The organism is Pseudomonas sp. FP198, from assembly GCF_030687895.1.
Classification (GTDB): domain Bacteria; phylum Pseudomonadota; class Gammaproteobacteria; order Pseudomonadales; family Pseudomonadaceae; genus Aquipseudomonas.
Map to the genome: position 1 here is coordinate 1,936,301 of NZ_CP117452.1, position 25,548 is coordinate 1,961,848.

General features: G+C 59.9%; 24 protein-coding genes and 1 pseudogene. 22 read left to right on the forward strand and 3 right to left on the reverse strand.

The genetic code is table 11. The annotated features are described in order from the left end of the window. The 19 genes and pseudogenes from PSH78_RS09040 to PSH78_RS09130 all read left to right on the forward strand — a co-directional run bounded on the left by PSH78_RS09040 (position 1) and on the right by PSH78_RS09130 (position 15,253). Positions 1-255 carry an EscS/YscS/HrcS family type III secretion system export apparatus protein gene (locus PSH78_RS09040; RefSeq protein WP_305499875.1) on the forward strand — a complete coding sequence of 85 codons (255 nt, stop codon included), beginning with the start codon at positions 1-3 and terminating at the stop codon, positions 253-255. Positions 256-257: 2 nt separating this feature from the next. Beyond that, positions 258-1,061 (forward strand): type III secretion system export apparatus subunit SctT, encoded by an 804-nt coding sequence (gene sctT / locus PSH78_RS09045; RefSeq protein WP_305499877.1) that lies wholly within the window; start codon positions 258-260, stop codon positions 1,059-1,061. Beyond that, positions 1,036-2,070, forward strand: coding sequence for an EscU/YscU/HrcU family type III secretion system export apparatus switch protein (locus tag PSH78_RS09050; RefSeq protein WP_305499878.1), 1,035 nt, complete (start codon positions 1,036-1,038; stop codon positions 2,068-2,070). The genes sctT and PSH78_RS09050 overlap by 26 nt, the downstream gene beginning before the upstream one ends. Before the next feature lie 167 nt (positions 2,071-2,237). Beyond that, complete coding sequence (gene sicA / locus PSH78_RS09055; RefSeq protein WP_305499880.1) at positions 2,238-2,729, forward strand: type III secretion system translocator chaperone SicA; 492 nt, start codon at positions 2,238-2,240, stop codon at positions 2,727-2,729. Beyond that, entirely contained in the window at positions 2,726-4,495 is a 1,770-nt protein-coding gene (gene sctE / locus PSH78_RS09060; RefSeq protein WP_305499882.1) for a type III secretion system translocon subunit SctE, read from the forward strand. Before sicA ends, sctE begins: the two co-directional genes overlap by 4 nt. Positions 4,496-4,519: 24 nt before the next feature. Continuing rightward, positions 4,520-5,599 (forward strand): cell invasion protein, encoded by a 1,080-nt coding sequence (locus PSH78_RS09065; RefSeq protein ID WP_305499884.1) that lies wholly within the window; start codon positions 4,520-4,522, stop codon positions 5,597-5,599. A gap of 11 nt (positions 5,600-5,610) precedes the next feature. Continuing rightward, positions 5,611-5,934, forward strand: a complete 324-nt coding sequence (locus PSH78_RS09070) for a hypothetical protein (protein WP_305499885.1) — start codon at positions 5,611-5,613, stop codon at positions 5,932-5,934. Continuing rightward, complete coding sequence (locus PSH78_RS09075) at positions 5,844-6,611, forward strand: IpaD/SipD/SspD family type III secretion system needle tip protein (RefSeq protein ID WP_305499886.1); 768 nt, start codon at positions 5,844-5,846, stop codon at positions 6,609-6,611. Before PSH78_RS09070 ends, PSH78_RS09075 begins: the two co-directional genes overlap by 91 nt. Positions 6,612-7,093: 482 nt before the next feature. Then, positions 7,094-8,431, forward strand: coding sequence for a hypothetical protein (locus tag PSH78_RS09080; protein WP_305499887.1), 1,338 nt, complete (start codon positions 7,094-7,096; stop codon positions 8,429-8,431). Then, positions 8,428-8,823: a hypothetical protein gene (locus tag PSH78_RS09085; protein WP_305499888.1), complete on the forward strand. Its 396-nt coding sequence runs from the start codon at positions 8,428-8,430 to the stop codon at positions 8,821-8,823. Before PSH78_RS09080 ends, PSH78_RS09085 begins: the two co-directional genes overlap by 4 nt. 387 nt (positions 8,824-9,210) lie before the next feature. Continuing rightward, positions 9,211-10,446: a winged helix-turn-helix domain-containing protein gene (locus PSH78_RS09090; protein ID WP_305499890.1), complete on the forward strand. Its 1,236-nt coding sequence runs from the start codon at positions 9,211-9,213 to the stop codon at positions 10,444-10,446. A 56-nt stretch (positions 10,447-10,502) separates the two neighbouring features. After that, positions 10,503-10,907, forward strand: a complete 405-nt coding sequence (locus PSH78_RS09095; RefSeq protein WP_370871081.1) for a transglycosylase SLT domain-containing protein — start codon at positions 10,503-10,505, stop codon at positions 10,905-10,907. A gap of 128 nt (positions 10,908-11,035) precedes the next feature. Further along, positions 11,036-12,223, forward strand: coding sequence for a PrgH/EprH family type III secretion apparatus protein (locus tag PSH78_RS09100; RefSeq protein ID WP_305499893.1), 1,188 nt, complete (start codon positions 11,036-11,038; stop codon positions 12,221-12,223). Next, positions 12,220-12,486, forward strand: coding sequence for a type III secretion system needle filament subunit SctF (sctF, locus tag PSH78_RS09105; protein WP_305499895.1), 267 nt, complete (start codon positions 12,220-12,222; stop codon positions 12,484-12,486). Before PSH78_RS09100 ends, sctF begins: the two co-directional genes overlap by 4 nt. A 61-nt stretch (positions 12,487-12,547) precedes the next feature. Further along, positions 12,548-12,856, forward strand: a complete 309-nt coding sequence (sctI, locus tag PSH78_RS09110; RefSeq protein WP_305499896.1) for a type III secretion system inner rod subunit SctI — start codon at positions 12,548-12,550, stop codon at positions 12,854-12,856. Beyond that, positions 12,853-13,573 (forward strand): annotated as a pseudogene (locus PSH78_RS09115) (EscJ/YscJ/HrcJ family type III secretion inner membrane ring protein); the annotation flags it as partial. The gene sctI and the pseudogene PSH78_RS09115, both read left to right, overlap by 4 nt. Next, positions 13,563-14,132 carry a secretion system protein gene (locus tag PSH78_RS09120; protein ID WP_305499900.1) on the forward strand — a complete coding sequence of 190 codons (570 nt, stop codon included), beginning with the start codon at positions 13,563-13,565 and terminating at the stop codon, positions 14,130-14,132. The pseudogene PSH78_RS09115 and the gene PSH78_RS09120, both read left to right, overlap by 11 nt. Continuing rightward, entirely contained in the window at positions 14,104-14,826 is a 723-nt protein-coding gene (locus PSH78_RS09125) for an oxygen-regulated invasion protein OrgB (RefSeq protein WP_305499902.1), read from the forward strand. Before PSH78_RS09120 ends, PSH78_RS09125 begins: the two co-directional genes overlap by 29 nt. A gap of 19 nt (positions 14,827-14,845) precedes the next feature. Continuing rightward, on the forward strand, positions 14,846-15,253 hold the full coding sequence (locus PSH78_RS09130) for a hypothetical protein (RefSeq protein WP_305499904.1): 408 nt from the start codon (positions 14,846-14,848) through the stop codon (positions 15,251-15,253). A gap of 57 nt (positions 15,254-15,310) precedes the next feature. On the opposite strand, the gene PSH78_RS09135 is transcribed toward PSH78_RS09130, so the two are convergent. Next, positions 15,311-16,648 (reverse strand): hypothetical protein, encoded by a 1,338-nt coding sequence (locus PSH78_RS09135; RefSeq protein ID WP_305499906.1) that lies wholly within the window; start codon positions 16,646-16,648, stop codon positions 15,311-15,313. Between the two features lie 357 nt (positions 16,649-17,005). On the opposite strand from PSH78_RS09135, the gene PSH78_RS09140 reads away from it, so the two are divergent. Next, entirely contained in the window at positions 17,006-18,025 is a 1,020-nt protein-coding gene (locus PSH78_RS09140; protein ID WP_305499907.1) for a quinone-dependent dihydroorotate dehydrogenase, read from the forward strand. Between the two features lie 298 nt (positions 18,026-18,323). Here PSH78_RS09140 and rmf read toward each other — a convergent pair whose 3' ends face one another. Continuing rightward, positions 18,324-18,539 (reverse strand): ribosome modulation factor, encoded by a 216-nt coding sequence (gene rmf / locus PSH78_RS09145; protein ID WP_003223300.1) that lies wholly within the window; start codon positions 18,537-18,539, stop codon positions 18,324-18,326. Between the two features lie 529 nt (positions 18,540-19,068). On the opposite strand from rmf, the gene rlmKL reads away from it, so the two are divergent. Next, positions 19,069-21,339 carry a bifunctional 23S rRNA (guanine(2069)-N(7))-methyltransferase RlmK/23S rRNA (guanine(2445)-N(2))-methyltransferase RlmL gene (rlmKL, locus tag PSH78_RS09150; protein ID WP_305499909.1) on the forward strand — a complete coding sequence of 757 codons (2,271 nt, stop codon included), beginning with the start codon at positions 19,069-19,071 and terminating at the stop codon, positions 21,337-21,339. 142 nt (positions 21,340-21,481) lie between these two features. Next, positions 21,482-23,866 carry a GGDEF domain-containing protein gene (locus PSH78_RS09155; RefSeq protein ID WP_305499911.1) on the forward strand — a complete coding sequence of 795 codons (2,385 nt, stop codon included), beginning with the start codon at positions 21,482-21,484 and terminating at the stop codon, positions 23,864-23,866. Positions 23,867-23,910: 44 nt separating this feature from the next. On the opposite strand, the gene dacB is transcribed toward PSH78_RS09155, so the two are convergent. Next, positions 23,911-25,374, reverse strand: coding sequence for a D-alanyl-D-alanine carboxypeptidase/D-alanyl-D-alanine-endopeptidase (gene dacB, locus PSH78_RS09160; protein WP_305499913.1), 1,464 nt, complete (start codon positions 25,372-25,374; stop codon positions 23,911-23,913). Positions 25,375-25,548: the final 174 nt, after the last annotated feature.

Consider the following 25,548-nt stretch of genomic DNA (forward strand, 5'->3'; position numbering starts at 1 on the left):
ATGAATGATCTGGTGTATGCCGGTAACAAGACCTTGTACCTGATCCTGCTCATGGTCGCCTGGCCGATCATCGTTGCCACGGTGGTCGGGCTGGTGATCGGGTTGATCCAGACCGTGACCCAGTTGCAGGAACAGACGCTGCCCTTTGGCTTCAAGTTGCTGGCGGTCGCGGCGTGCCTGTTCCTGCTCTCGGGGTGGTACGGCGAAACCCTGCTCGATTTCAGTCGTGAAGTTTTCCGCCTGGCGTTGGGTTAGCGATGTCCATGACGCTGTTCTTCGAACTCTATGCCGGGTTTGCCGCCGCAACACTGGGCGTGGCTCGCCTGGCACCGATTTTTTTCATGTTGCCGTTTCTCAACAGCGGTGTGCTGACCGGCGTGGCACGCCATGCGGTGATTGTGCTGGTGGCGCTGGGGTTCTGGCGTTACGTCGGCGTGCCCGCGCCAGCCCTCGACAGCCTGGCGTTCTTCGCTCTGATGTTGCGCGAGGCGGGTATCGGTGTGCTGTTGGGCGTGCTGCTGTGCTGGCCGTTCTGGGTGCTGCATGCCATGGGCAACCTGATCGACAACCAGCGCGGCGCGATGCTCAGCAGCACGGTGGACCCGGCTAACGGCGTCGACACTTCGGAGCTGGCGAATTTTCTCCAGTTGTTTGCCGCGGCGGTCTATCTCGAAGGTGGCGGCATGTTGTTGATGCTTGAGACCGTCAGTCATAGCTATCGCATCTGTGCGCCGGCGAATCACTGCCAGGTGATCCTGCCTGCCGTCCTGGATTTGCTGGATGCGCTGGTGAGCAAGACGCTGGTCATCAGCGCGCCGGTGGTGGCGACATTGCTGATCAGCGAGGCCTTGCTCGGCTTGCTCTCGCGTTATGCGCCACAGATGAACGCCTTTTCCGTGTCGTTGACGGTCAAGAGCCTGGTGGCACTGGTCGTCCTGATCCTGTATTTCGGCGTGCATCTGCCGGATGAAGTCCTGCGCATGGGCATGCAGGCCGATGGGTTGGCGCGCTATCTGGACAGCGGAGAGGCCAGCCATGTCGTCCAGCGCGTCGAAGACTGAAAAGCCCACCGCCAAGCGGCTCAGGGACGCGGCGCGCAAAGGGCAGACGTTCAAGGCCAAGGACCTGGTCATCACCTGCCTGACCCTGTGCGGCATTGCCTACATGGTGTTCAACAGCTCGCTGGTCGAGATCATGGATATTTACCGGCGCATCATCGCCAGCGATTTTCAGGCGGATCTGCAAGCTTACTCGGCGACGTTGGTGCTGCTCGGCCTCAAGACGCTGTTGCCGCTGTTGCTGGTGTGTGTACTGACCAGTGCGCTGCCGGCGTTGCTGCAAAGCGGTTTTGCCCTGGCCAGCGAAGCGTTGAAGCTCAATCTGGACGCCTTGAACCCGGTCAACGGCTTCAAGAAACTGTTCAGCCTGCGCACCGTCAAGGACACCTTCAAGGCGTTGTTGTACCTGGGCAGTTTTGCCATGGCGCTGTGGATCGTCTGGATCACTCAGCGGCAACTGCTGTTCGCCCAGTTGTTCGTCCAGGCACCGGAATTGTTCACGATCTGGGGGCACTTGTTGCTGGTGTTGGTGCTGGCCTTCCTGGCCTGCGTCCTGCTGATCGTCGTGCTCGATGCTCTCAGCGAATACTGGTTGTTCATGAAAGACCAGATGATGGACAAGGACGCGGTCAAGCGTGAGCACAAGGAGCAGGATGGCGACCCGCAGATCAAGGGCCGCCGCCGCGACCTGCACATGGAACTGCTGTCGGAGCAGGTCAAGTCCGATGTGCGCGGCTCGCGCATGATCATCGCCAATCCGACCCACATTGCCATCGGCGTGTATTTCCGCCCGGAAATCACTTTGCTGCCGTTCATCTCGCTGATGGAAACCAACCAGCGCGCCCTGGCCGTGCGGGCATATGCAAAGGAAGTGGGCGTGCCGGTGGTCAACGACATCGCCTTGGCCCGGCGGATTTTCAAGACCCACCAGCGCTACAGCTTCCTCCAGATGCAGGAAGTCGAGGAAGTGCTGCGCCTGCTGATCTGGCTCGAACAGGTCGAGCAGGCTTGAAACCAAGCAAAGCCAGGCACGGCCCTCGCCACCAAAGCGGCTTGCCACAAGAGCAGTCTCGTCGGTCTGGTTTTTGTTGCATGAGCGCAATCTGGCAGCGGGCCCTTCAGCGTTTTTGGCTCAATGCATCGGTCAGCGACGCTGGCGTTTTCTCAGGAGTGTGGCGGATGAGTCGCGACAACAAACACGACGAGCAGGTAGCCCTGGAAGTCGTCGACGCCGTGCTCGGCGGCGCGGCGTTGAAGGATGTGCAAGGCATCACCGACGAACACATGGACAGTCTGTATGCCTTTGCCTTCCAGTTCTATGAACAGGGGCGGCTGGACGATGCCGAGAAGTTCTTCCACTTCCTGTGCATCTACGACTTCTACAACAGCCATTACTGGATGGGACTGGCTGCGGTGCATCAACTCAAGCAGAACCACCAGAAAGCCATCGACCTGTATGCGATTGCCTTCGCCCAGGGCAAGAACGACTACCGGCCCATGTTGTACACCGGCCAGTGTCACCTGGCCTTGGGCAAGGTCGGCAAGGCCCGGTTGTGTTTCGAGTATGTACTGGAACAAACCACGCAAGACGAGCTGCACGAGCAAGCCAGGGTATATCTCGACACGTTGGCTCACATGATGGAACAGCAAGGTCCGGAGGACTGCACATGAGCGAAATAAGGACGACTGGCCACCCGGGGCATCACGGCCCCATGAGCCGTGGCGAGGCCTTTGAAAAATACGCCGAGGCCGCCGCCAAGGTCGCACGAACGGTGAATTACCAGAAGGCCGGGCAGGACGCCTTGGCACGCCTGATGTCGGTGAAGTACGAAGGCCGCGACGGTCAGCCTGGTGCCAACGCAGGCAAACCCGTACTGCAAGCGCCGCCTCCGCGCGTCGACGGCGGCAAGCCGGATACCAGCGGCGATCTGTTCACGTTGTTGATGGCGATGATCAACGAGCTGATCGGCGAGGTCGACGTCAAGAAGCTGAAGAGTCGCCTGGCAATGCTCCAGAGCATGGCCGGTGCCAGGCAGCAGGGGCATGAAAAACTGTCCGCCGAATACACCGCTGCCGTCCAGGCGATGGAGGTCGCCGAGGGCGACGTCGGCAGTAGCCAGCAACACCTCGAGCAGTTGCGTGAACGGGTCGCGCATGCCCAGGGACGGCTGGACGAAAGCGAGGCCCGGCTGACGAAGCTCGACCCGCAATCGCCGGAATACACTCGGGAGCTGGCGCGTCGCGACCAGCTCAAAGGCGAGTTGGCGAGCCACACTCAAGCCTTCAAGGTGGCAACCGATGCTCATCTGAAATTGATCGAAGTGGCCAACGCCTGTGCCAAGGCGGTGAGCGAAACAAGCGCAAAAGTGCATGCCTCCGGCATCAACACGCCAGGCGCTCGGCAAGCCGACGAAAAAGCCCTCTCCAGTGCGGCGCAAGCGTTGTTGAGCCGTTTGCAAATCATCGAGCTGCTCGGCGAGTCGGCGCAAAACAAGGAGGAGCTTAACCAGGAGCTTTTCCACGAGCTGCAGGCCAGGCTCCAGGCCCACATGGAACGTGAGTCGGAAAAATACCTGGAGGAAGTCCGCAAGGCCGAGGCGTTGCAGAAAACCATGGGCTGCATCGGCAAGGTCGTCGGGGCGATATTGGCCATTGCAACTATCGCCGCCGGGGTCTTGACCGCCAACCCGGTGCTGATCGCGGTGGGCGTGGTCGGCGCGGCCGTGATGATCGCCGATTCGGTGATCAAGGACCAAACCGGAGTGTCGTTCATGGGCGAAGTCATGAAGCCGCTGACCATCGTCATGCAGGAAGCCATCAAGCTGTTCACCGAGCTCTACACCAGGCTGCTGGTCGGCCTGGGCGTCGATGAGGACAAGGCCCGGGAAATCGCGCAGATCGCCGGCATGATCCAGGGGATCGTCGCGACGCTGGCCGCCGTCGCGCTGGTAGCCGTGGTCGGGGCGCAGGTGATCGGGCCGATGCTCAGCGCCGTCGCTTCGAAACTCGCCTCGATGGTTGCCCAGGCCGCACCCGCGGCGATGCAGGCGATGAAGCAAGTGGCAACCTCGGTGGGCAATACGCTGACCCAGATGCTGACGCAACTGCGCAGCGTCATAACCAACGGCGCCGATCCCGTAACGCTGGCGCGCTATGCCGCCAACCTGGAGATCACCCAGGCAATCACCGAATTCGGCAACGTGGCGGTGCAAGGCGGGTTACAGATCAAGAGCGGCCAGCACCAGGCCCAGGCGGCCGTGCACCTCGCCGATGTGCGGGTGCGCATGGCCATCAGCGAGGAAGTCACCACCTACCTCACCCGAGTGGTCGAGGACTACGGCCAGGCGATGCAGGCCCGTACCCGTCAGATCGAACAACTGTTTGCCGACCTGCAACGAAGCCATTCCGTCAGCCTGCAAATGGCCCGGCACGTCTGACATCCCATCCGACAGGAACCCATCATGACCCTCATTACCACCACGGCCGGGATCGTTCCCGCTGCCGTTCACCACGACTCGTCCAACGACACAGGGCCGAGCGGACCTTCGCGGGACAAGTCCCTCGCGGGTTCGCCGATGCTCGACCGGATCACCGCGAAGCAGGTACTCCAGGACAGCCGGTTCCCGACGCCACCGGTTACGGAGCTGGAAAACCGGATCAACGCCTATCAGCCTACTGAATCCGATCGAAAGGACTTCGATGAAGCCCTGTCGAGGGTCGGCGAAGACGTGCGCAACGACCTGGTGTTTGATCCGGGCGCCTGGGAGAAACACGCCAATGTACTGGTGGCCGCGATCATCGCGTTGAACATCGCCCGGGTCGCCAACGCGCAGTTACGCGGCCACTTCGGCGTCATGGCCGCCGAGGCGGCCAAAGCCCAGGGAGGGGCTATCGTCGAGTCGGGCCGGGCGGCGCTCAACAGCGCCATCACGGCGGCGGCCGTGTCCGGCGCCATTGCAGGCTTCGCCATGGTCAAGACTTTCCAGGGCCAGAACCTCAAGCATGCGGATATCGACCTGAACAAGCGCAACACGCTGGATGCCGGCAACGTTGAGCGCGACCTCAAGCTTGAGCGCGAGCGCAATGACTGGAATCCGGATGCCACCTACAAGATCAAGACCCTCGATGACTTCGGTCGCCCGATGACAGTCGATTTCAAACCCAAGGGGGCGGCACTGACACAGCAGGAACAGGCCTGGTTCGACGGCGAAATCCTCAAGGCCCAGAAGGTCGGCCAGACCTCCGACTGGTTGAGCCAGATGGGCAGCAAGGGCATCGAGAAGAAACTGGAAATCGGACGCGCACTCAACGCGATGTCGATGAGCATGAGCCAGGTCGTGGCGAACACGGTACGCATGGCCGAGCACGCGGCGCGGGAAAAGGAGGTGTTGATGCAGAGTGCCCAGACCAGCCAGAAGACCTTGGGCGATGAGGTTGGGCAGAAGGACGCAGCGGAAGCGGCGCTGTTGCAAAAACTGATGGAGATGGTGATGCAGCTCTTTCAATCGCGTAGCGATGTCATTCGTGCCCTGACGGCCTAGGAGTCAATCAGATGATCATTCAAGGGTTCACCCCAACCAACCACCGACTCACCGAACCGAACACCGCAGCCTCGCCACCGACACCCCCCGAAATGCCCGCCGCCGTCAGGCCTGGATTTGATCTGGCGGACCAGTTGGAACGCTCGGTAAAAAAACTCGATCGACATCTCGACCGCGCGTTCGACGGCTCGACCGGGCAGGCCAAGGGGGCGCGCTACGAAATGTGGGCGCAGCAACTGCAGCAATGTTTCGCCGTGATGACCTACAGCATCCAGGCGGCGCCCCTGAGCGGGGACAGCTTAAGCAACTGGCAGACAAGCAGGACAAGATTCTGAACAACCTTTACGAACAGCGGACCCCGCCGGAAATCGGTGCGTTCAATACCGAGGAGCCCGAGGACTTCTTCAAGAAATTGCGTGACCTGATCGACCTGATCAAGAACGGCTACCTTGCCGGCTATGAACATATCATCAAGGCCTACTCGGACTTTTTCGCCGAGTTCAACTCGAAAATCACTGCGATGATGAAGGATTGGGTCGAAGGGGCGAACGACGGGAAGGAGGTCAAGTTGAATGCGGGCGCATTGCACGCCGCATTGACTGAGCTTATCGCCAAGTACACCCATCCGGAGTCTGCCTCGGTTCTTTTTCCGAAACCAGGTGATGAAGGAGCCAGCAAGCAAGAGGCAGAGAAGTGGCTTAAGGCGCTGGGCCTGCCCCCGCAATGTCTGAAGGAAAATGCCGATGGCACCTGGTGCGTCGTCATTGATACAGGCCCGCTTTGGAGTATGACCGGCAGTTTGCCGTCCAGCGGCACCGTAACGTGGGACACCGCCAGGTTCAACGCCTGGCAAACCGGCTTCAACGCCCAGGAAGAACGCATGAAAAACATGCTGCAGTCCTTGACGCAGAAATATTCGAACGCCAACTCATATCACGATAATTTCAACAAGACGTTGTCGGCGCATTTGAATCAGTTTGCGGATATGTTGAAGGCGATGTTGAGTTTTTAGAAAAATCACTTTGCCTGGCTGTTATTTTTTATAGTGCGAGTGCGAGCTCCATAAAAATGGTTTTTGGTGTGATTTGGTTTTTTAATAGTAAGTGTGGTGGGGCGAGATGGTCTCTGGGTGCGAAGTGGAGCGGCAAGTGGTGGAGGCGTTGTCCGACTATCTATCGGGTGACGGGCTGAGCGTTAATCGGGCGTCCCGACTGGTTGAGGATTTATACATGGACTCGATGGGCATGGTTGAGATAACGCTGTTGTTGAATTCGATTTTTTGTATCGAGTTGTCAGCGCTTGATGTTGAGCAATGGGCGACAGTGATGGACGTTGCTTGCTCCGTAAGCGGAGCGGTAATCAGAGCAGGGAATGGCCATGCTTGTTAGAAGTCATTCCGTTCCAAATGTTAATACTTTTGATCGTGCGGCGTGCTCGAGATTTGAAGAAAGCAGGGCTGTTAGAGGCGAATGCACATCAGGGTTTTCTGTATTCATGCATGACGCATCTGATTCAATGTTGAGGCGAGTAGATGCCGTCATCCAAAGGCTTAATCAAAATTTATCTTCCCGATTAAATGGCGAGTCGCTTGAAGTCTTGAGCTTGGCAATTGTCAATAATGACTGCTGGTCGAGTGACCTCGTTTTAGCTTGGAAATACGATGCCAGTGAAGAGCCCCATATCGCGTTCCACCAGGGTAGGGAGGGATGCCCGATAAGTCCGGATATCATTAGCAACGTACTGATGCGGACTGTCGAAGTAAGCCACGACGGTAAAGGCGACTACGTGGCAGAGGGATGTGGAGGACATTGGGAGGCCTCAGGGGACGAATCGTTTTTTAAATTGATGCTCGCCATTAAAATGGGCGTTGCGGTGGAAAATATCAGCGAACAACAAGCTGCTGGGTTCCGACGTGAAATGATTGCAGTGATTACGGAGCAGCGTGTTGTTTTAGCGGGGCGGTTGATGGTTAGCGGGATAGGCGACTCGAGAGTAGGGAACACGATAGACGTATTCGATACTCCGTTCAGCTCGGCTGCGAGCCAGCCTATCCAGATGCAGCTCAATCCAGACTGGGTGAACCCAGAAACGAGATTGGCTTGTAAGTACTCGCCGGTGATCGTCAATGAGGCAGCTGATCCGGATGTACTGGAAAGCATGCAGGCCATTTTGGACAACCGAATCAAAACATGTCGAGAATTGTCCATGGAACGCGCGATGCCGGGTGACGGTGGCTGGTTTTCATTTCTGCGGGGCCCTCAGTTACACCAGCCTCATTTACACAGCGGGACGGTTCCGACAATTGTAATCAGCGGCGGAAGTGCGAATAAATTGGCAGCTGAACTGAGTAAAGATTACAGTTTGGTATGGCACCCAAAAAATATGAGCAGCGATCTTGATCGTGCTGAGCCGGTTTATTTGCTTGTGCATAAAATGGATTATCCAAGCTACGCTTCTGCCATGAAGGAAACGCTTGCAGAAAATTCTAACCTGCACCTGGTTGGATGGGACGGTGGAGAACTTACCGGGTTTGGCGCTGCAAGAGCCTCTGCGCTGGCCTTTGCCGATACATTGCCGTATAGCCCGAACAGAATTGTCATGGTCGATCAGGATGTTGTAAAAACTGAGCAGACACGTCCCACAAACCCACAGGTTCGGAAAAATATAGAACAACTGCATCAGCTGACAGAAAAGCCGGTTGTGGGTTACGGTGTCGGTTACCCTACACGCCAACAGTCTCCCCGACCTTTTCAAATACCGGGGCTCCTGAGCTGTCTGATTTCAATTCGCCAGCGCAGCAATTTGTATCCATCAAGGCGCCTTTTCGTATGAAGTGGGATGACGGTATGTATCCACCCTATATGGTGGCGGGAGGAGAGGACATGTTGATGGGGCAAAAGTTAGGATTGATTCAGGATAAAAAGAACTCGGTGCTGCTGGCGGAGAGGATAGTAAAGAAGGAGCTTGAAGGTGCTTCTGATGTACCGAACGCTTACTGGAATGATAGTCGTGTTAGAACCCTGGAGAAGATTTTTGAAAGAGAACGTACTGTGGCTGTTGAGTTTGAAGGAGAGCGGATGAGCCTTGAAGATTTGATGGTTAAGTTCAAGAGCAATGGTTGGATTCAGTCCCATCCTAGCGCGGAGTCTTATAACGTAGCGGCGTGCATTGTCGAGAGGGTAATCTTGCGTTTAAACAAGGAGCTGGCTAAATCGACACCCTAGAATCAAAATTGAGGCGTGGCGCCTTGGAGTTCTCAGAGCTCGTTCCATTTTGATAGATTCAATGTCGTGGCGTGCAGATGTACACAAAGCTTTGTTTCTATAGATATTGGATTGCTGATTGAGGTGATTGATTTTTTAGATTCTGGCCATAACCTACAATTCGTGTCGCGGTTTCCTACGTCTACAGCATCCAAATCCTACGGACTCCTCCCAAACATCTTCCTATAGTCACGCAGCTCGTCTCCCGAGCCTGATCACACCCCGGGCTCGATCGCGCTTCAGTAACTTTCTATAGAGAAATCCCTGCGTATGGACAGTACAACTGATCAAACACCGGCTCAGTCATATGTTTTTGACCGCTGGTTATTGCAAAGCGATGGAACGCTGATGCGAGAGGGACAAGGAGTTCACGTTCCACCCAAAGAGTTGCAGGTGCTGCGCCTGTTGTTGCGGTCGGCGGGTACGGTCGTCCACAAGGATTACCTGCTGGATCATGTCTGGCCGCGAATGGATGCGGCGGAGGAGTCATTGACCCGTTGTATCTATGCACTGCGCAAATTGTTCAGGGAGGACAAGGATTACATTGCGACGGTTTACGGCCAGGGTTATCGATTCACCGGTTGCGTGGTTGAACTCGATGTGCCGAGCCAGGCGAGGGTGATAGTGCCGTCGCTGGCGGTTTTGCCTTTTCGTCACCTGGATGACATGGCGGCGCTGGATCTGCAGGACCTGATGATCCGTCAACTGACCACGGCATTCGGCGAGGCGCTGCACGTCATTCCCTCGGGGCTGATCGCGTCCGCCCTGGTATCGGCGGATTCACGGTCGCTGGCCGGGCGACTGTCGGCAGATTATTGCCTGAGCGGGCGTCATATCGGCTTGGGTGAACAGCGACACTGGTCGGTCGAATTGATTCGTGGCGGTGACCAGGCGCTGCTGCATGGGCAGACGCTGGACGCCCTCGACCGAGGGGAGGCACTGGGCGCGCTGACTTGTCTGGTCGCCCAGCGTGTGCCCGGCTTGCGCCCCATGGGTGATCGTTGTGGGTCTTATCCGGTGGCGATGGCCTATCTCAATGGCTTGTGCTGCTTGCAGCAACACACGGCGCAAAGTCTGCGTGATGCGCTGGTGTTGTTCAGGCATTGCTTGAAGCTCGATGCCGGGTATGCGCCGCCCTGGTGTGGTGTGGCGGATGTCTGGCTGGGGCAGGTGATGATCGGGTTGGGCGAGCCGGAGCGGGCGATCGAAGAGGCGCATTCGGCAGTTTCCCATGCATTGGCGCTGGATCCCTGCGGCATCCCGGCATTGACGCGACTGGCGCTGCTGACCAGCCTGCGCGGCTGCGATCAGGCGGCCCAGGTGTTGTTCCGGCGCTGCCTGTTGTCGGTCGACCAGGCGGATGTCCACTATTTCCATGCCTGGCACCACTGGTCCTGGCAGCGCAGCGATCAGGCTGCGCGGAGTATCGACAAGTGCCTGCAACATGATCCAGGGGGTGTCCGGGCGCAAGCCTTACAGGCTCGAATCGGGCTTGGGCGCGATGGCGAATCGGTTGGTGCCTGGGCGTATCGGAACCTGCAACCGGGAGGCGGCCGTCATGTCCATGAGCGGTGTCTGGCATGAGCCGGCGCGGGGCTCGCTGGTTTCGTTGGCCGCTTTACCTGAGCCTGATAGTGAGCATGCCTCAGGCGCACGCCTTCTGCTGGAGCAAGGCGGGCGAGGCGCATGCGATCGAGCCCGAATTGCTGCAAGCGATTGCCGACGTCGAATCCTCCCGGCGCTCCGATGTAATCAACCACAATGGCAATGGCACGCGTGATATCGGCCTGATGCAGATCAACAGCATCCACCTGCAACGATTGCGCGCCCGGGGTATTACCGAGCGACGTTTGCTGGCCGAACCGTGCCTGTCGGTGGAGGTCGGCGCATCGGTGCTCGCCGGGTTCATCAAGCGTTACGGTTATAACTGGATGGCGGTCGGCGCTTACAACGCGGGAAACTCTCCCGACCGTCAGGCCGCGCGGATACGTTATGCGCGCAAGGTCTGGCAGCGCTATCAAGAGCTCACCCAAGCCCGGGAATGACGGCCCCCTTGGCCCGGCGGGTCGGTAATTCTGATCCTGCGCGGGCAGCGATCGACAGAATCCCATCAGGAAGCCCACGGACGGATTTCCTACCCTGCCTGCTCACTTGCCTCGCCGGAATTTCTACAGTGACAGTCCCGACGGCCGCCGTTCTACAGCGCTATATCCTGCGGATCTTCAACGGTCCGTTGCAGGGTGCCGAGTTCCCGCTGGGCGAAGGCTCGACCTTGTTTGTGGTCGGGCCTGCGCAGGTGCTGGGGAACGAAGCGCGTTGCGCCAGCATTCCCGTCAGTACGATCTACGTGCCGCTGGAACAGGGTGGATGCAATTTCGAGGTATTGGCCGATCAGGCCACTTCCGATGGCACGCCGGTGCGGCTGCTGGGCGATTCGGTGGAGGTACGCCACTGTGCCTTCCAGGTCCGGGGCTGGATGGGGGGCCTGGAAATTGCCTTGCGTCCCGAAAACCAGTCCTGGGCTCCCGGACTTTTCACCCTGCCGGGCAGCGAGCCGATTCACCCAGATGCTTTGGAAAGCTGGACTGCGCCGTCGATGCGCTGGGCTGGTGGCGGGTTGGCACTGCTTGTGTCGGTGATCGCCACAGGTTTCTGGGGGCTGCCGGAGCCGACGCCCGAGGCGGATATCCAGGCATTGATCGCTGGGGCCAGTACGAAGGCGCAAGTGTTGCGCGGCCGTGATGGTTCGGTCTACGTCTTTGTCGCTTCCGAGCGCGATGCCGGCTGGAGTCGGCAGGTACTGACGCGTCACGACACTTTGGCCGGTCAGGTGTTGCTGATCGATCAGGAGCGCCGTCGATTGGAGCAATTGTTGGTCGATCACGATCCGCAACTGGCCTGGCATTTCCTCGATCTCAAGGACCCCTCGGTGCCGCGTCTGCTGCTCAGCGCGCAACGCAATGTGCTCACTCCGGACAAGCAGGCAGGGCTACTTGAAGTGCTGCTCGCGGCGGCGCCGTATGCCAGCGACATCGTGGTGCAGATGCAGGACGACGCGCTGCTTGCCGACGCGGCGCAAGGTGGCCTGGAACGGCTTGCATTGGGTTTCGAGCGGACCGAGCACGAAGGCGGCGTCACGTTCGCCGTCGAAGGCAACCTGCAGGACTACGAGCTGGCCGCCGCGCGCGGGTTCGTCGATGAGTTTTACCGGCAGTGGGGTAATCGTCATGTGCATTTCACCGTCGAGCTGAAGGACGACGCGCTCAAGGGCAAGTCGTTTCAAACCGGCCCGCAGGGCTACGTCAAGACGAGTGCTTCGTCCTGGCATTTTTCCCAGACAAACACAGTAGGTGACGAATGAGCGATACCTTGCCCATAAGGGTTCCTGAATTTCACGATGATTTTCTTGGTCAGCAAGCGCAGGCATTTGAGTCTGGCGCCGTGGAGCTCAAAAGAATTCTGGATAAAGCCCTTGAGGATCTGAAGGGGAATGCCTCCGATCCTTCAATGCTGGCCGCCTACCAGGCCGCATTTTCGTCGTACACGGTGTTCCGAAACGCCCAGACCAACACGGTCAAGGGCTTCAAGGACATCGACATGGCGATCATCCAGGCGGCGCGCTGAGGCGTTCTCTTCTCCATTGGCCATTGTCCCGGCGGCAATGGCCACCTGCACAGGTGCACCCATGTCCATCCAGAACCTTTCCCCTGCGCTCATCGCCCAGTCATCTCTCAGCGAATTGCGTAGCCCCGGAGAAGTCCCGGTCGTTTCACTTGAATCCCGACTGATCGAGGCGTTCGCCGGCTCGGCGGTCAATAGCGAGCAGGAAGTGTCGGCGATCAATCGGCTGGCACAGCACGCCGATGTTACCGACCCTGAAGTGCTCGCACGCTTGCAGGAAGTGACAGGCCAGTACAACGTCGACATCAACTTGCTCAACGTGCTGGTACGCAAAGCGGTAGGCACCGCTGAAACCCTCTTGCGTGCATCATGAAACCGGGCGTGTGGTTGATCCTGCTGTGCCTGGCGTTGTCTGCATGTCGACAGCCCAGCCTGCTCGAAGGCCTGGACCAGCAACAAGCCAACGAAGTGCTTTCGGTGCTGCAGCGCAACAACATCGTGGCGGTTAAAGTCGATGGCGGAAAAACCGGTTATGCAGTGAAGATCGATCAGCGCGACTTCGCGGCCGCGGTCGATCTGCTCAACCTTTATTCGTTACCGTCGCGACCACGCCTGCAGGTAGCCGAGATGTTTCCCGCAGATGCGCTGGTAGCCTCGCCCCGGGCGGAAAAAGCCCGGCTGTATTCAGCGTTGGAGCAGCGTATCGAACAATCGTTGGGCGTACTTGAAGGTGTGGTTTCCGCGCGGGTGCACGTCAGCTACGACCTGGATGCCGGGGAAGGCGGGCGTGCGGCGCCGCCCATTCATCTTTCTGCGGTGGTCCTGCATGAGCGCGATGTCGAACCGCAACTGCTGATTACCGATATCAAGCGTTTCCTCAAGAACAGCTTTGCGGCGGTCGGCTACGAAAATATTTCGGTGGTACTGTCCAAGCGCGCCCCTATCCAGCATGTCGCGCCTTCGATGGCTGTCACTCAAGGTCGGTCGAACTGGCCTTGGTGGCTGATCGGGCTAACCGCTGTACTGACTATCGGTGGCGCGGCCTGGGCCTATCCAGTCGTCAGGCGCAGGGCGCGGTGATGTCGTCCGAGGCATGTCTGCAGGCGATCCTGGCCGAGCCTTTGGCTTACCTGCACCGGCAACGGCTGGTTGTCCCGGCAGGGTTCGATGGGCCCGAAGCGCGCAGCTTGCTCAATCGGATGGTGCTGGACGGGCTGGCGCTGCAGGGACCGGGGGTTGCGTCGGCGCCGCTGACGGCTGTGGCGCAACAATGGGTTCGTCATTGGCAACAATTGCCCTATATCGCCAGGTTGATCGGGGCCGCTCGCTTGATGCCGGACCTCGCGCGCGGCGCGGCGCTGCTGCGCCTGGCGGAGCCGGTCCGCCGGTTTGCCTGCTACGGTTTCGGTAGTGGCGGCGCACTGATGCTCGATGGCTCACCGATTTCAGTGGAGCAGGTCGATGCCGCCGGCCTCAACGCGTTAAGCAGCTGGTGCGAGCAGGTTCCGCCCCATCTGCTGGAGCGCCTGCCCCTGCAATTCTCCGAGCCGGTTGTTCGCCTGCACAGGCAATGGCCGCTCGCAAAACCTGACCCAGCTCTTTTTTTCCTGGCGGTGCAGCATGCTCGATTCCATCCGAACCCTGACTGACCTGCCTGCCAGCAGCGATGCGTACCTGGCGCGCGAGGACATCGTCGCTGCGCGTCGCCGCCACGCCTTGCAGGGTGAGGCCCAGCGTCGGGCGCGCGAGTATATCGAGCAGGCACACCGCGACGTTGAGGCAGTACACGCGAAGGCATTCCAGCAAGGCTATGCCGAGGGCATCCTGCGCGCGACCGGGCATCTGGCCGACGCTTTGCTTGAAGCGCAAACCTTGGCGTTCCAATTGCGCAAGGACCTGGCCCGGGCGGCGGGTGAGATGCTCTCGCAAGCTTTGAGTAGCCCGCATTGGCTGGATGAAATGCTTGAGCGTTGGCTTCAGGCACAGCTACCAGACGATTCTGACGCGGTACTGCACTTGCTGCTGCCGTTGCATTGCCGTTCGCGAGGCAACGAACTGCTGGGACACTTGCGTGAACGCTGGTCCGGCAGACTGAGCCTGGAATACCACGCTCAAGAGCGCTATGTGCTGCGGCTCGCGGATCAGTTGCTGGAATTCAACATCGAAACCGCCCGACAACAGCTGGAGCCACGGTTGTTGGCGAACATCGCCAATCTGCCTGAAGCGGTTCGCGCCCTGGACCATGCATCGAGACAGACACTCTTCGACTTGTGTTCGAGTTTCGCCGAGCGTCCGGCGGAGTCGCCACTCTCTGAAAAAACCGAGGTCCACCCTGAAAATTGAAGCAAGTGCCGGCATCGGCGTGCCGGATTCAAGTGCCTGCCCGCCGCTCGAGACGCTTGAATCGCGGCTGCTTGCCGCGCGCCAGACGACGGTGGACAGCGCGTTTACGGATCCGCAGTTCGAGCAGCTGTATCAACGGCTGCTGGCGATGGAGGGGGAAGGGGGGAAAGCCATCTACGAGTTCATCCGCACGCAACTGGGTGCAGATGGAGAAACACGTGCGTACCCCACCGCCAAGGAGTTGCTCAAGGTTACTCAGCAGGTCTTGGTTCGATTGATGGAGGGAGGGCTGAAGGACTCGCGCCTGTATGCGGAAGTCGAGAGCGCCAATGGCCTGGCTTTCTCGATGGATCTGTTCACCAAAGACTTCATGGGGCAGGTGTTCCAGCCATTGGGGGATGAGGCTTGGGAGAAAACCGAGTGGTAGATGCCATGCGCCTGAGCGAGAAGCCAGGCGCAGACGCTTTTGCGCTGGAGGGCGATATCACGACGCTGAACGTTGGTTGATGTACACGCTACTCCCGCGCGCAACGAAAAATACGGCCGCGATGATCAGATTGGCGATATGGTCCACCGTCTCCTTCGGGATTGGCAGGGTCGCAAAGTATCGGGACGTCGAGAGCAAAATGCCATAAACCGTCTGGCCCGTGGAGGTCCGTATCGCATTGGTCGACAGCAGTTGATCAAGTGCTTGCTCGGCTGTAGGGGTTCGTAGGCCGAGGGGATCAAGCCGATAGCCTTGTTCAGAAGCGTTCGGCTGGAAGAAGTGCGTCAGTTCACCGCCAAACACTTGTCCGGCGACGTCGGCGCCGGCGTTGAAAACACCCCGCAATACATCGTGCCCCAATACCGGAACCAGGGACTCGACGATCTGGTTGGCCCGGGCCTTGACCGATAGATTGGCATCGAGAGTCATACCCGCCTGCTGTTCCACCCAGGATGCAAGTTGAAAGGCCAGGCCTTCCGTCTCGGGCGGTAGTGGCTCGCGACTTTGCGCCATTACGTATCCGGGTCCGGAATGCGGTGTGGTGTAGTTCATGCCGGTAAAGGACAGGAACTGAAGGGCGCCGTTCAGCGCACCGGTGGCTGCCGTGCCGTTGGGGTTGGCTGTTGTGTTGTCTTTGGTCGGGCAAAACAGGTTCACCAGGTCCTGGGCAAAAGTATAGAAAGCCATCTGTGGGCCGAAGGAGGCCAATGCCGGCAGCACGGTGGGTACCGATACCGCGGCAGCGAAAGCGGCTAGCGACAGCGCGAAGGTGGCGAGGCGAGCCAGGCGTGTTTCTGCATTTGCAGTTCCGTTGCACTCGTCCCTGATCGCGCCGAGGGTGTTCAGTACCGGGCCGATCGCCAGGGCTATCCCACCGATAACGTTGCGAGTCAGAGGCGAGGCGGCATTGGATTGCAGGGCTTTTTCAACGGCGAACCCGATGAGCTGCCTGAGCACTGTCAAGGTGCCGGTAACCAGCCCGGTGCGCACCGTGGAAATGGTCAGGTTGCTGGCCCAGCGTCCAAGGTCGCCTTCGAATTCGTTCCTGGCCAGTTTGCCCAACTGCTCGCCGAGATAATCCATGAGGATCGTGGCGCGTTGTATGAGTGTTTCGGGCTCTGCGGAGTGTATCGAGTTATCGAACAGCTCTGGACTCTCGATATCCAGGACGACGTAGTCGCTCCGGTCTTTCATTCGGTCGGGCACGCCCTGCATCAACGCTTGTATGTCAAGAACCAGCTCCTGGACCCTGATCGGAGCATTCTCCATGTTTTGCGCTATGAGATCGGCAAGTTCCTCGTTGACGCCTGTCAGTATCGGGACGATGTTGTCCATCCGCAGTCGATCCATTCGCTGATCGGGCTCATTCAAGTGTTCGAGCAACTCGCTGTGGGCCCTGTTGCAATCGCCCATTTCTATCGTCGTGTGAAGCTTGTTGGTGGAGTTGGTAGTCGGACCGTTCGCGTTGACGCCTGATCGGTTGAAAGATGAAGTAATCAAGCCTGGAGTCGATGGGATCATTTTTCATCCTGCATGAGTGAGGGGAGCGTGGCTGTTATGGCTGTTCAAGCATCAAGCGCTTCTGGGGGACTGGACTATCAAATAGCGCTCTATTGACTGGGTTGCTCGCCTGGCCTCTTCCGGCCCGGCTATAATCGCCGACTCATTTCTCTGATCGAGTCAAACCCGCCCATGTACACCCTGGCCCGTGAACTGCTGTTCAAACTTTCCCCGGAAACTTCCCATGATCTGTCCCTGGACCTGATCGGCGCGGGTGGACGTTTGGGGCTCAACGGGTTGCTGTGCAAGGCCCCGGCAAAACTGCCGGTGACAGTCATGGGCCTGGAATTTCCCAACCCGGTCGGCCTGGCCGCCGGCCTGGACAAGAATGGCGCGGCCATCGACGGGTTTGCCCAGCTGGGGTTCGGCTTCGTTGAAATCGGCACCGTGACGCCGCGTCCGCAGCCGGGTAACCCCAAGCCACGGCTGTTCCGTTTGCCGCAGGCCGAGGCGATCATCAACCGCATGGGCTTCAACAACCTGGGCGTGGATCATCTGCTGGCCCGTGTGGCCGCGGCCAAGTACAAGGGTGTGCTGGGGATCAACATCGGCAAGAACTTCGATACGCCGGTGGAGCGCGCCGTCGACGATTACCTGATCTGCCTGGACAAGGTCTACGCTCACGCCAGTTATGTGACCGTCAACGTCAGTTCGCCGAACACGCCAGGGCTGCGCAGCCTGCAGTTCGGCGATTCGCTCAAGCAACTGCTGGCCGACCTGGCGCGACGTCGCGCGGAACTGGCGGTGACGCACGGCAGGCATGTGCCGCTGGCCATCAAGATTGCCCCGGACATGAGCGACGAAGAAACCGCCCAGGTGGCCCAGGCCTTGATCGAGACCGGCATGGATGCGGTGATCGCCACCAACACCACGCTGGGCCGCGAAGGTGTGGAAGGCCTGGAGCATGGTGACGAGGCGGGCGGCCTGTCCGGCGCTCCGGTGCGCGACAAGAGCACCCACACGGTGAAAGTGCTGGCCGGCGAATTGGCGGGACGCTTGCCGATCATCGCGGCGGGCGGTATTACCGAAGGCCGGCATGCCGCCGAGAAGATCACGGCAGGGGCGAGCCTGGTGCAGATTTATTCCGGATTCATCTACAAAGGCCCGACGTTGATTCGCGAGTCGGTGGATGCGATTGCGGCGTTGGGTTGATTAACCCTTTCTTGAAGGCGAAGCAGACCCCCTGTGGCGAGGGAGCTTGCTCCCGCTGGACTGCGCAGCAGTCCCAAACCCATCACCGCGGTGTGCCAGGCTGATACCCGTCAGCTTTTATGGGGCTGCTGCGCAACCCAGCGGGAGCAAGCTCCCTCGCCACGGGGTTTTGGGAAGCCCATTAAAAAGGGCTCCTCAAGGGAGCCCTCTGGGCCGTAGCCCGCCGCCCGGATGGGACGTGCGTGGTTAAATCGATGTGAGTGTCAGATTGTCGGGTTTTTGATTATCAGGCCCTGTGTCAGCCGACGGCGTGAAGTTCGTTGAGTCTGTGGATACCCGCAGTGCCGGTCATACCGTCCCAGTTGTCGCCGCGTCCTTCTCGCCAGCCGTTGATCCAGGCTTGACGTACCGACGGTAGAGTAAAGGGGCAAAGCTCACGGGATTTACCACCAACGCCATATTGGTAACCGCGTAAAAATGCTCTTTCCAACGGATCACGCTTAAGTCTTCTCATAGGGTGTTGCCCTCACTTGTTGACTGTTGCTTAGCGTCGACCTCTATCGAGGCCGGGGCAGAATCATTCTGCCGTTGGTGGCTCGTTGCCGGCGTGACGAGCCAAGGGTGTTGACGCCGTTGCGACGTCAACCTGTGGTGAGTTCTAACCAAAGCGTCACATGGATGGAATGATCGTTTTGTCATAAGCACGTAACAAGAAAGATGTTAGTGCGATAAGTAACATCACGTTCGACGCCCGCTTTTGCGTCAGACCCCTGTATGATCAGCCCTGCGCCGAAGGGCGGTCGCCGGTGTCGAATGAGAATGTCCCCCCGTTGCACTCGGGTACTATTCGACGAAAGGGACAACTTTACACAATTTGTTGCACAGAATTTTCTATCTGTCCTCGCATCTAAGCTCTTTGAACCTGAGCGGCGAGGACGGAACGGCACACGTTCGTGCCACGCGGGTGCTCTTGAGAAAAGCACCTGATTGAACCCGGCCCGGCAATGCGTTGCCCGGCCCACTTAGCCAAAGGCTCTGAATCCATGTCCGATCGTTTCGAACTCTTCCTCACCTGCCCCAAGGGCCTCGAAGGCCTGCTTCTCGAGGAAGCCGTCGGGCTTGGCCTTGAAGAGGCGCGCGAGCACACCTCGGCCGTTCGCGGCATCGCCGACATGGAAACGGCCTATCGCCTGTGCCTGTGGTCGCGCCTGGCGAACCGCGTATTGCTGGTGCTCAAGCGCTTCGCGATGAAAGACGCGGAAGACCTGTACCACGGCGTGCTGGACGTCGACTGGCAAGACCACATGCTCGCCGATGGTACCTTGGCGGTCGAGTTCAGCGGTCACGGCTCGGGCATCGACAACACGCATTTCGGCGCCTTGAAGGTCAAGGATGCCATTGTCGACAAGCTGCGCACGCCGTCGGGCGAGCGGCCATCCATCGACAAGCTCAACCCGGACCTGCGCATCCACCTGCGCCTGGACCGTGGCGAAGCAATCCTGTCCCTCGACCTTTCGGGCCATAGCCTGCACCAACGTGGCTATCGCTTGCAGCAGGGCGCCGCCCCGCTGAAGGAAAACCTCGCCGCCGCGATCCTGATTCGCGCCGGTTGGCCACGCATTGCCGCCGAAGGCGGGGCGCTGGCCGACCCGATGTGCGGCGTCGGCACGTTCCTGGTGGAAGCCGGCATGATCGCCGCCGACATGGCGCCGAACCTGCGTCGCCAGCAATGGGGTTTTACCGCCTGGCTCGGCCACGTGCCGGCGTTATGGAAAAAACTCCACGAAGAAGCCAGCGAGCGCGCCGCCGCCGGGCTGGCCAAGCCACCGTTGTGGATTCGCGGCTACGAAGCTGACCCACGGCTGATCCAGCCGGGCCGCAACAACGTCGAACGTGCGGGTCTGAGCGAGTGGATCAAGATCTATCAGGGCGAAGTCGCCACCTTCGAGCCGCGCCCGGACCAGAACCAGAAGGGCCTGGTGATCTGCAACCCGCCGTACGGCGAGCGTCTGGGCGACGAAGCCAGCCTGCTCTATCTGTACCAGAATCTCGGTGAACGCCTGCGCCAGGCCTGCCTCAACTGGGAGGCCGCGGTGTTCACTGGCGCGCCGGACCTGGGCAAGCGCATGGGTATTCGCAGCCACAAGCAGTATTCGTTCTGGAACGGCGCGTTGCCGTGCAAGTTGCTGCTGATCAAGGTGCTCCCGGATCAGTTCGTCACTGGCGAGCGGCGCACCCCGGAACAACGCCAGGCCGAGCGTGAACAGGCTGTCTACGATCAAACCCCTGAAGTACCGCAAGAGCGCCAGTACAACAAGAATGGCAACCCGATCAAACCGGCCCCGGCGCCAGCCCCTGTGGTCGAGCAGGCGCGGTTGAGCGAAGGCGGGCAGATGTTCGCCAATCGCCTGCAGAAAAATCTCAAGCTGCTGGGCAAGTGGGCCAAGCGTGAAGGCGTCGACTGCTACCGGGTCTATGATGCCGACATGCCGGAATATTCCATGGCCATCGACCTGTACCACGATTGGGTGCATGTCCAGGAATACGTCGCGCCGAAGTCCATCGACCCGGAAAAGGCCTCGGCCCGGTTGTTCGATGCGCTGGCGGCCATTCCCCAAGCCTTGAATGTCGACAAGAGCCGCGTCGTCATCAAGCGTCGCGAGCGCCAGAGCGGCACCAGGCAGTACGAGCGCCAGAGCGCCCAGGGCAAGTTCACCGAGGTCAACGAGGGCGGTGTGAAGCTGCTGGTCAACCTCACCGACTACCTCGACACCGGGTTGTTCCTCGATCACCGGCCGATGCGCTTGCGGATCCAGAAAGAGGCCGCCGGCAAGCGCTTCCTCAACCTGTTCTGCTACACCGCGACCGCCAGCGTCCATGCCGCCAAGGGTGGCGCGCGCAGCACCACCAGCGTCGATTTGTCTAAAACCTATCTGGACTGGGCGCGGCGCAACCTGTCACTTAATGGTTTTTCCGACAAGAATCGCCTGGAGCAGGGCGATGTCATGGCCTGGCTTGAAGCCAGTCGCGACGAGTACGACCTGATCTTCATCGATCCGCCAACGTTCTCCAACTCCAAGCGCATGGAAGGCGTGTTCGACGTGCAGCGCGACCACGTCCAGCTGTTGGACCTGGCCATGGCGCGCCTGGCGCCGGGCGGCGTGCTGTATTTTTCCAACAACTTCCGCAAGTTCCAGCTCGAAGCCAACCTGGGCGAGCGTTACGCCGTGGAGGAAATCACCGCCGGGACCATCGACCCGGATTTTGCCCGAAACAGCAAGATTCACCGCGCCTGGAAAATCATGGCGCGCTGACCGGCGGTCGATTGGATCCATGCAGGCCTTGAAATTCAAGGCCTGCAGGCGTTTTTGGGACTGGCAAAAGTAATGGCAAATAGCTATAACTTAGTGTGTGACCGGGGCTGGACCAATGCCTGGTCCTTTCTGAGTCATGTTTATGGCATTACATCAGGTGCGTCCCAGGATCCTGGGCTTTATCAGCGAAGATGTTTCAGCATGGCTAGTGGCTTGCGTCGTCCTGATGGCAGGCCTGCTGCTGACCGGTCTGTTGGCCTGGGGCACGTTGAAGCAGTTCAACCAGCAATTGCGCCAGCGCTTCGAATTGCTCGTCGACGAACGCTATAGCCGCCTCGAAGAGCGTTTCCAGGACCAGGAGCAACGTCTCGACAGTCTGAGGCGCTTCTTCGCCAACTCCGCGGGAGTGTCTGGCGCCGAATTCCACGGCTATACCGAAGCACTCTTGCGGCGTACCCGGGCCTTCGCATGGGCGCCTCGGGTGCTGCGCAGTGAGCGCCAGGCATTCGAGGAACAGGCACGAGCCGAACTATCCAATACCTTTACCATTCGTGAGCGAGACGAGGCTGGAGCCCTGCGCGAGGCCGCTGAACGGGATGAATACGTGCCGCTCCTATACGTCCAGAGCCAGCCATCCTATGGCGCGCCGCTGGGCCTGGATCTGCTTTCGCACTCACTGCGCCGTGTCACGCTTGAACGGGCCCGTCAGCGTAACGCCCTGGTGGTTTCCGAGCCCATCGATCTGACCGGGGGCGATCCGGCCTTTTCCCGTGGTGTCATGCTGGCGGCGCCTGTTCTCAAGCCGCTGGCCAGCGAGCCGTTCGGTTACGTGGTGGCGGCCATCAGCATGCGCCAGTTGGTCGCCGATGGGCTGCCGGAGGCGGAGGATGACAATCTGACGATGCGTGTGCTTGATTCCTCCCACGATACTCCTTGGGAAGTCCTGTTCGAAACATCCAACCGACCGGGTAAAAGCGAGCTGTCGGCAGTCCGGATGTTGCGCCTGGCCGATCATGACTTCCGCGTGGAGCTGCGGCCCAGTCTCGCGTTCCTGTCGAACAATCATTCCAGCGTCGTGAGCGTCACGGTGCTGGGCGGGCTGCTCAGCCTGATGCTCAGCGTCCTGCTGTATACGTTGGTCAGCCAGCGACAGCGGGCCTTGGCGCTGGTGGAACAGCGCACCCGGGAACTGCATGCCCGGGAATCGGAACTGCGCGGCACCCACGGCCAATTGAAGGGCGTGCTCGACGCCGCGACGCAAGTCGCGATCATCGCCACCGACCTGCGCGGTGTCATCACCACGTTCAATGCCGGCGCCGAGCAGATGCTCGGCTACCGCAGTTGCGATGTCCTGCAGAGCATGACCCTGGAAAGTCTTCACGTTCCGCGTGAGCTGCAGCATCGGGCCGCACAGCTGGCCGTGCGTTTCGGCAAGCCAATCCCGACGTGCCATGCGATGCTGCTCGAAGGCGGTGAGCAGGGCGGCCAACAGGCTCGGGAGTGGACCCTGGTGCGCCGCGACGGCAGCCACCTGACGGTCAACATGCTGGCCACGCCCGTGCTCGACGACCAAGGGTTGTGGGTCGGGCACCTGGCAATCTGCATCGACGTCACCGAACGCAAGCGCGTCCACGAAGCCTTGGCCGCACGGGACCTGCTGTTGAAAAAACTCAGCGCTCATGTCCCCGGCGGCATCTATCAATTCAAGATGGACTTTACCGGTGAGTTCAGCGTGATCTATGCCAGCGACGGCATCCGCGACATCTACGAACTGGAGCCTGACGTGCTGGTACGGCACGCCGAAGCGGTGTTTTCGCGCATCCATCCGCTGGACAGCGCGCGGGTGCGGGCTTCGATCCGCATCTCGGCGGACACATTGAGCCCATGGCGTGAAGAGTACCGGGTGCAACTGCCGCAGCGCGGTCTGCGCTGGGTACGCGGTGAGGCCACGCCCGAGCAATTGCCTGGCGGCGGTGTGTTGTGGCACGGCTATGTCTCGGACATCTCCGACCTCAAGCGCGTGGAAGAAGAACTGCGGGCACTGTCCATCACCGACGCCTTGACCGGCATTCGCAACCGACGGTATTTCCAGGAGCGCCTGACTTCGGAGATGGCCCGGGTTGAACGGGGCTCCGGCGAGCTGACGGTCATCATGCTCGACATCGATCACTTCAAGCGTATCAACGACCAGCATGGCCATGCGGTGGGTGATCGGGTGTTGCAGGCGGTCTGCCAGCGCATCACCCAACGGCTGCGCCGCACCGACGTGTTCTGCCGGTTGGGCGGTGAAGAGTTCGTGGTGCTCTGCCCGGATACGGACAGTGAAAATGCGTACACCCTGGCCTTGGGGTTATGGGACGGCCTGCGGGGTTCGCCGATCGACGACATCGGCACCATCACCGCCAGTTTTGGCATCGCCAGCTGGCGCCTCGGCGAAGGTGCCGACGCGCTGTTGTTGCGGGCCGACTCAGGTGTGTACGCGGCGAAGCAGGCCGGGCGCGATCGGGTCGAGGTGCAGTTGGGATAGCCAACTTCACCCCGGGACACATCTGGCCTTGTGTCGGGGCTGGCTCAGAGCACCGACGCCGTCTGCGGCAGTTTCGGCTGGCGATACAAGTCCAGCAGCACCTGGTCCAGCACGGAGGAGGCGCCCCATGGCTTCGGATCGTTGAGGATCGCCACGACCGCCCAGGTATTACCGTTGATGTCGCGGCTGTAGCCAGCAATGGCGCGGACTGTGTTCAACGTACCGGTCTTGACGTGCGCTTCACCGGCCATGGCGGTGGTCTTGAGGCGTTTGCGCATGGTGCCGTCCGTGCCGGCGATGGGCATCGAGCTGATGAATTCCGCCGCATACGGGCTGCGCCATGCCGCTTGCAGCATCGCCGCCATCTCCCGGGCGCTGACCCGTTCGGCGCGGGACAGGCCGGAGCCGTTTTCCATCACCAGGTGCGGCGCGGTAATGCCTTTCTTGGCCAGCCATTGGCGCACCACCCGCTGCGCAGCCTTGGCGTCGTCACCGTCGGCCTCGTTGCGAAACTCTGCGCCCAGGCTCAGGAACAGTTGCTGGGCCATGGTGTTGTTACTGTATTTGTTGATGTCGCGGATGATCTCCGCCAGGTCCGGCGAGAATGCCCGGGCCAGCAGTTTGGCGTTCTTCGGCGTCGCGGCCAGGCGGTCGCTGCCCTGGATGCTGCCGCCCAGCTCCTTCCAGATCGCTCGTACGGCGCCAGCGGTGTAGGTGGCATGGTCGAGCAGCGACAGGTAGGTCTGGGAGCTGCAACCCTCGCCGAGTTGGCCGCTGACGGTCACGGTCATGCTGCCGTCCGCCTGGGCCACCGGGTTGTAGCGCACGCCACCGGTGCATTGCTTGGAATTGGCGGCCTTGACCACGTTCTCGATGCGGATGCTGGCGATGGGCGGTTCGACCGATATCAGTACCCGGCCAGCGTCATTGCGGGCCACGAAGCGCAGCGCCTTGAGGTTGACCAGCAGCGAATCGGGCTTGACCAGGAAGGGTTTGTTTTCGTCATTGCCATCGTCGTTGAACTCGGGCAACTGCGGCTGGATGAAGAAGCTGCGGTCCAGCACCAGGTCGCCGGTAATCTGCTGCACGCCGTTGGCCCGCAGGTCACGCATCAACAGCCAGAGCTTTTCCATGTTCAGCTTGGGATCGCCGCCGCCCTTGAGGTACAGGTTGCCGTTGAGAATGCCCCCGCTGAGGGTGCCGTCGGTGTAGAACTCGGTTTTCCACTGATGGTTCGGCCCGAGCATTTCCAGGGCTGCGTAGGTCGTTACCAGCTTCATGGTGGACGCCGGGTTCACCGAAACGTCGGCGTTATACAGCGTCGGGGTGCCGGGGCCGTTGAGCGGCACCATCACCAGGGACAGGGCGTTGTCTTGCAGTTTGCTGTTTTTCAGGGCCTTTTGCACATTCGGCGACAGGGCGGTGTTGATGGTGGCGGCTTGGGTGGTGACAGGCAGGGCCAAAGGAAGAAGGCTGGCCAGAAGCAATGGGCGCAAAGATTTGATCATGTGAAATAAAACCCTACAGGCGAGGGGGAAAAGAACGAGGACATGAAAATGAACGCCCTCAACGGTCATGAAAGTGTCGGCATTATGCCCCAAGGCGCAACGGCTTGTGCCGTGCCCAAGCCCAGCGAAGCGGTATTTTTTTACCGGCGGTAGGCGGACTTGCCCGATCAGTCG

Excerpts from the sequence above, each read along its gene's own strand:
- PSH78_RS09040 (WP_305499875.1), top strand. The coding sequence starts at position 1 with ATGAATGATCTGGTGTATGCCGGTAACAAGACCTTGTACCTGATCCTG.
- PSH78_RS09140 (WP_305499907.1), top strand. The coding sequence starts at position 17,006 with ATGTACACCCTGGCCCGTGAACTGCTGTTCAAACTTTCCCCGGAAACT.
- sctI (WP_305499896.1), top strand. The coding sequence starts at position 12,548 with ATGTCCATCCAGAACCTTTCCCCTGCGCTCATCGCCCAGTCATCTCTC.
- rmf (WP_003223300.1), bottom strand. The coding sequence starts at position 18,539 with ATGAGAAGACTTAAGCGTGATCCGTTGGAAAGAGCATTTTTACGCGGT.
- dacB (WP_305499913.1), bottom strand. The coding sequence starts at position 25,374 with ATGATCAAATCTTTGCGCCCATTGCTTCTGGCCAGCCTTCTTCCTTTG.
- PSH78_RS09120 (WP_305499900.1), top strand. The coding sequence starts at position 13,563 with ATGTCGTCCGAGGCATGTCTGCAGGCGATCCTGGCCGAGCCTTTGGCT.
- PSH78_RS09065 (WP_305499884.1), top strand. The coding sequence starts at position 4,520 with ATGACCCTCATTACCACCACGGCCGGGATCGTTCCCGCTGCCGTTCAC.
- sctF (WP_305499895.1), top strand. The coding sequence starts at position 12,220 with ATGAGCGATACCTTGCCCATAAGGGTTCCTGAATTTCACGATGATTTT.
- rlmKL (WP_305499909.1), top strand. The coding sequence starts at position 19,069 with ATGTCCGATCGTTTCGAACTCTTCCTCACCTGCCCCAAGGGCCTCGAA.
- PSH78_RS09075 (WP_305499886.1), top strand. The coding sequence starts at position 5,844 with ATGTTTCGCCGTGATGACCTACAGCATCCAGGCGGCGCCCCTGAGCGG.
- PSH78_RS09095 (WP_370871081.1), top strand. The coding sequence starts at position 10,503 with ATGCCTCAGGCGCACGCCTTCTGCTGGAGCAAGGCGGGCGAGGCGCAT.
- PSH78_RS09070 (WP_305499885.1), top strand. The coding sequence starts at position 5,611 with ATGATCATTCAAGGGTTCACCCCAACCAACCACCGACTCACCGAACCG.
- sctE (WP_305499882.1), top strand. The coding sequence starts at position 2,726 with ATGAGCGAAATAAGGACGACTGGCCACCCGGGGCATCACGGCCCCATG.
- PSH78_RS09155 (WP_305499911.1), top strand. The coding sequence starts at position 21,482 with ATGGCATTACATCAGGTGCGTCCCAGGATCCTGGGCTTTATCAGCGAA.
- PSH78_RS09050 (WP_305499878.1), top strand. The coding sequence starts at position 1,036 with ATGTCGTCCAGCGCGTCGAAGACTGAAAAGCCCACCGCCAAGCGGCTC.
- PSH78_RS09085 (WP_305499888.1), top strand. The coding sequence starts at position 8,428 with ATGAAGTGGGATGACGGTATGTATCCACCCTATATGGTGGCGGGAGGA.
- PSH78_RS09080 (WP_305499887.1), top strand. The coding sequence starts at position 7,094 with ATGCATGACGCATCTGATTCAATGTTGAGGCGAGTAGATGCCGTCATC.
- PSH78_RS09090 (WP_305499890.1), top strand. The coding sequence starts at position 9,211 with ATGCGAGAGGGACAAGGAGTTCACGTTCCACCCAAAGAGTTGCAGGTG.
- PSH78_RS09135 (WP_305499906.1), bottom strand. The coding sequence starts at position 16,648 with ATGGACAACATCGTCCCGATACTGACAGGCGTCAACGAGGAACTTGCC.
- PSH78_RS09125 (WP_305499902.1), top strand. The coding sequence starts at position 14,104 with ATGCTCGATTCCATCCGAACCCTGACTGACCTGCCTGCCAGCAGCGAT.
- sctT (WP_305499877.1), top strand. The coding sequence starts at position 258 with ATGTCCATGACGCTGTTCTTCGAACTCTATGCCGGGTTTGCCGCCGCA.
- sicA (WP_305499880.1), top strand. The coding sequence starts at position 2,238 with ATGAGTCGCGACAACAAACACGACGAGCAGGTAGCCCTGGAAGTCGTC.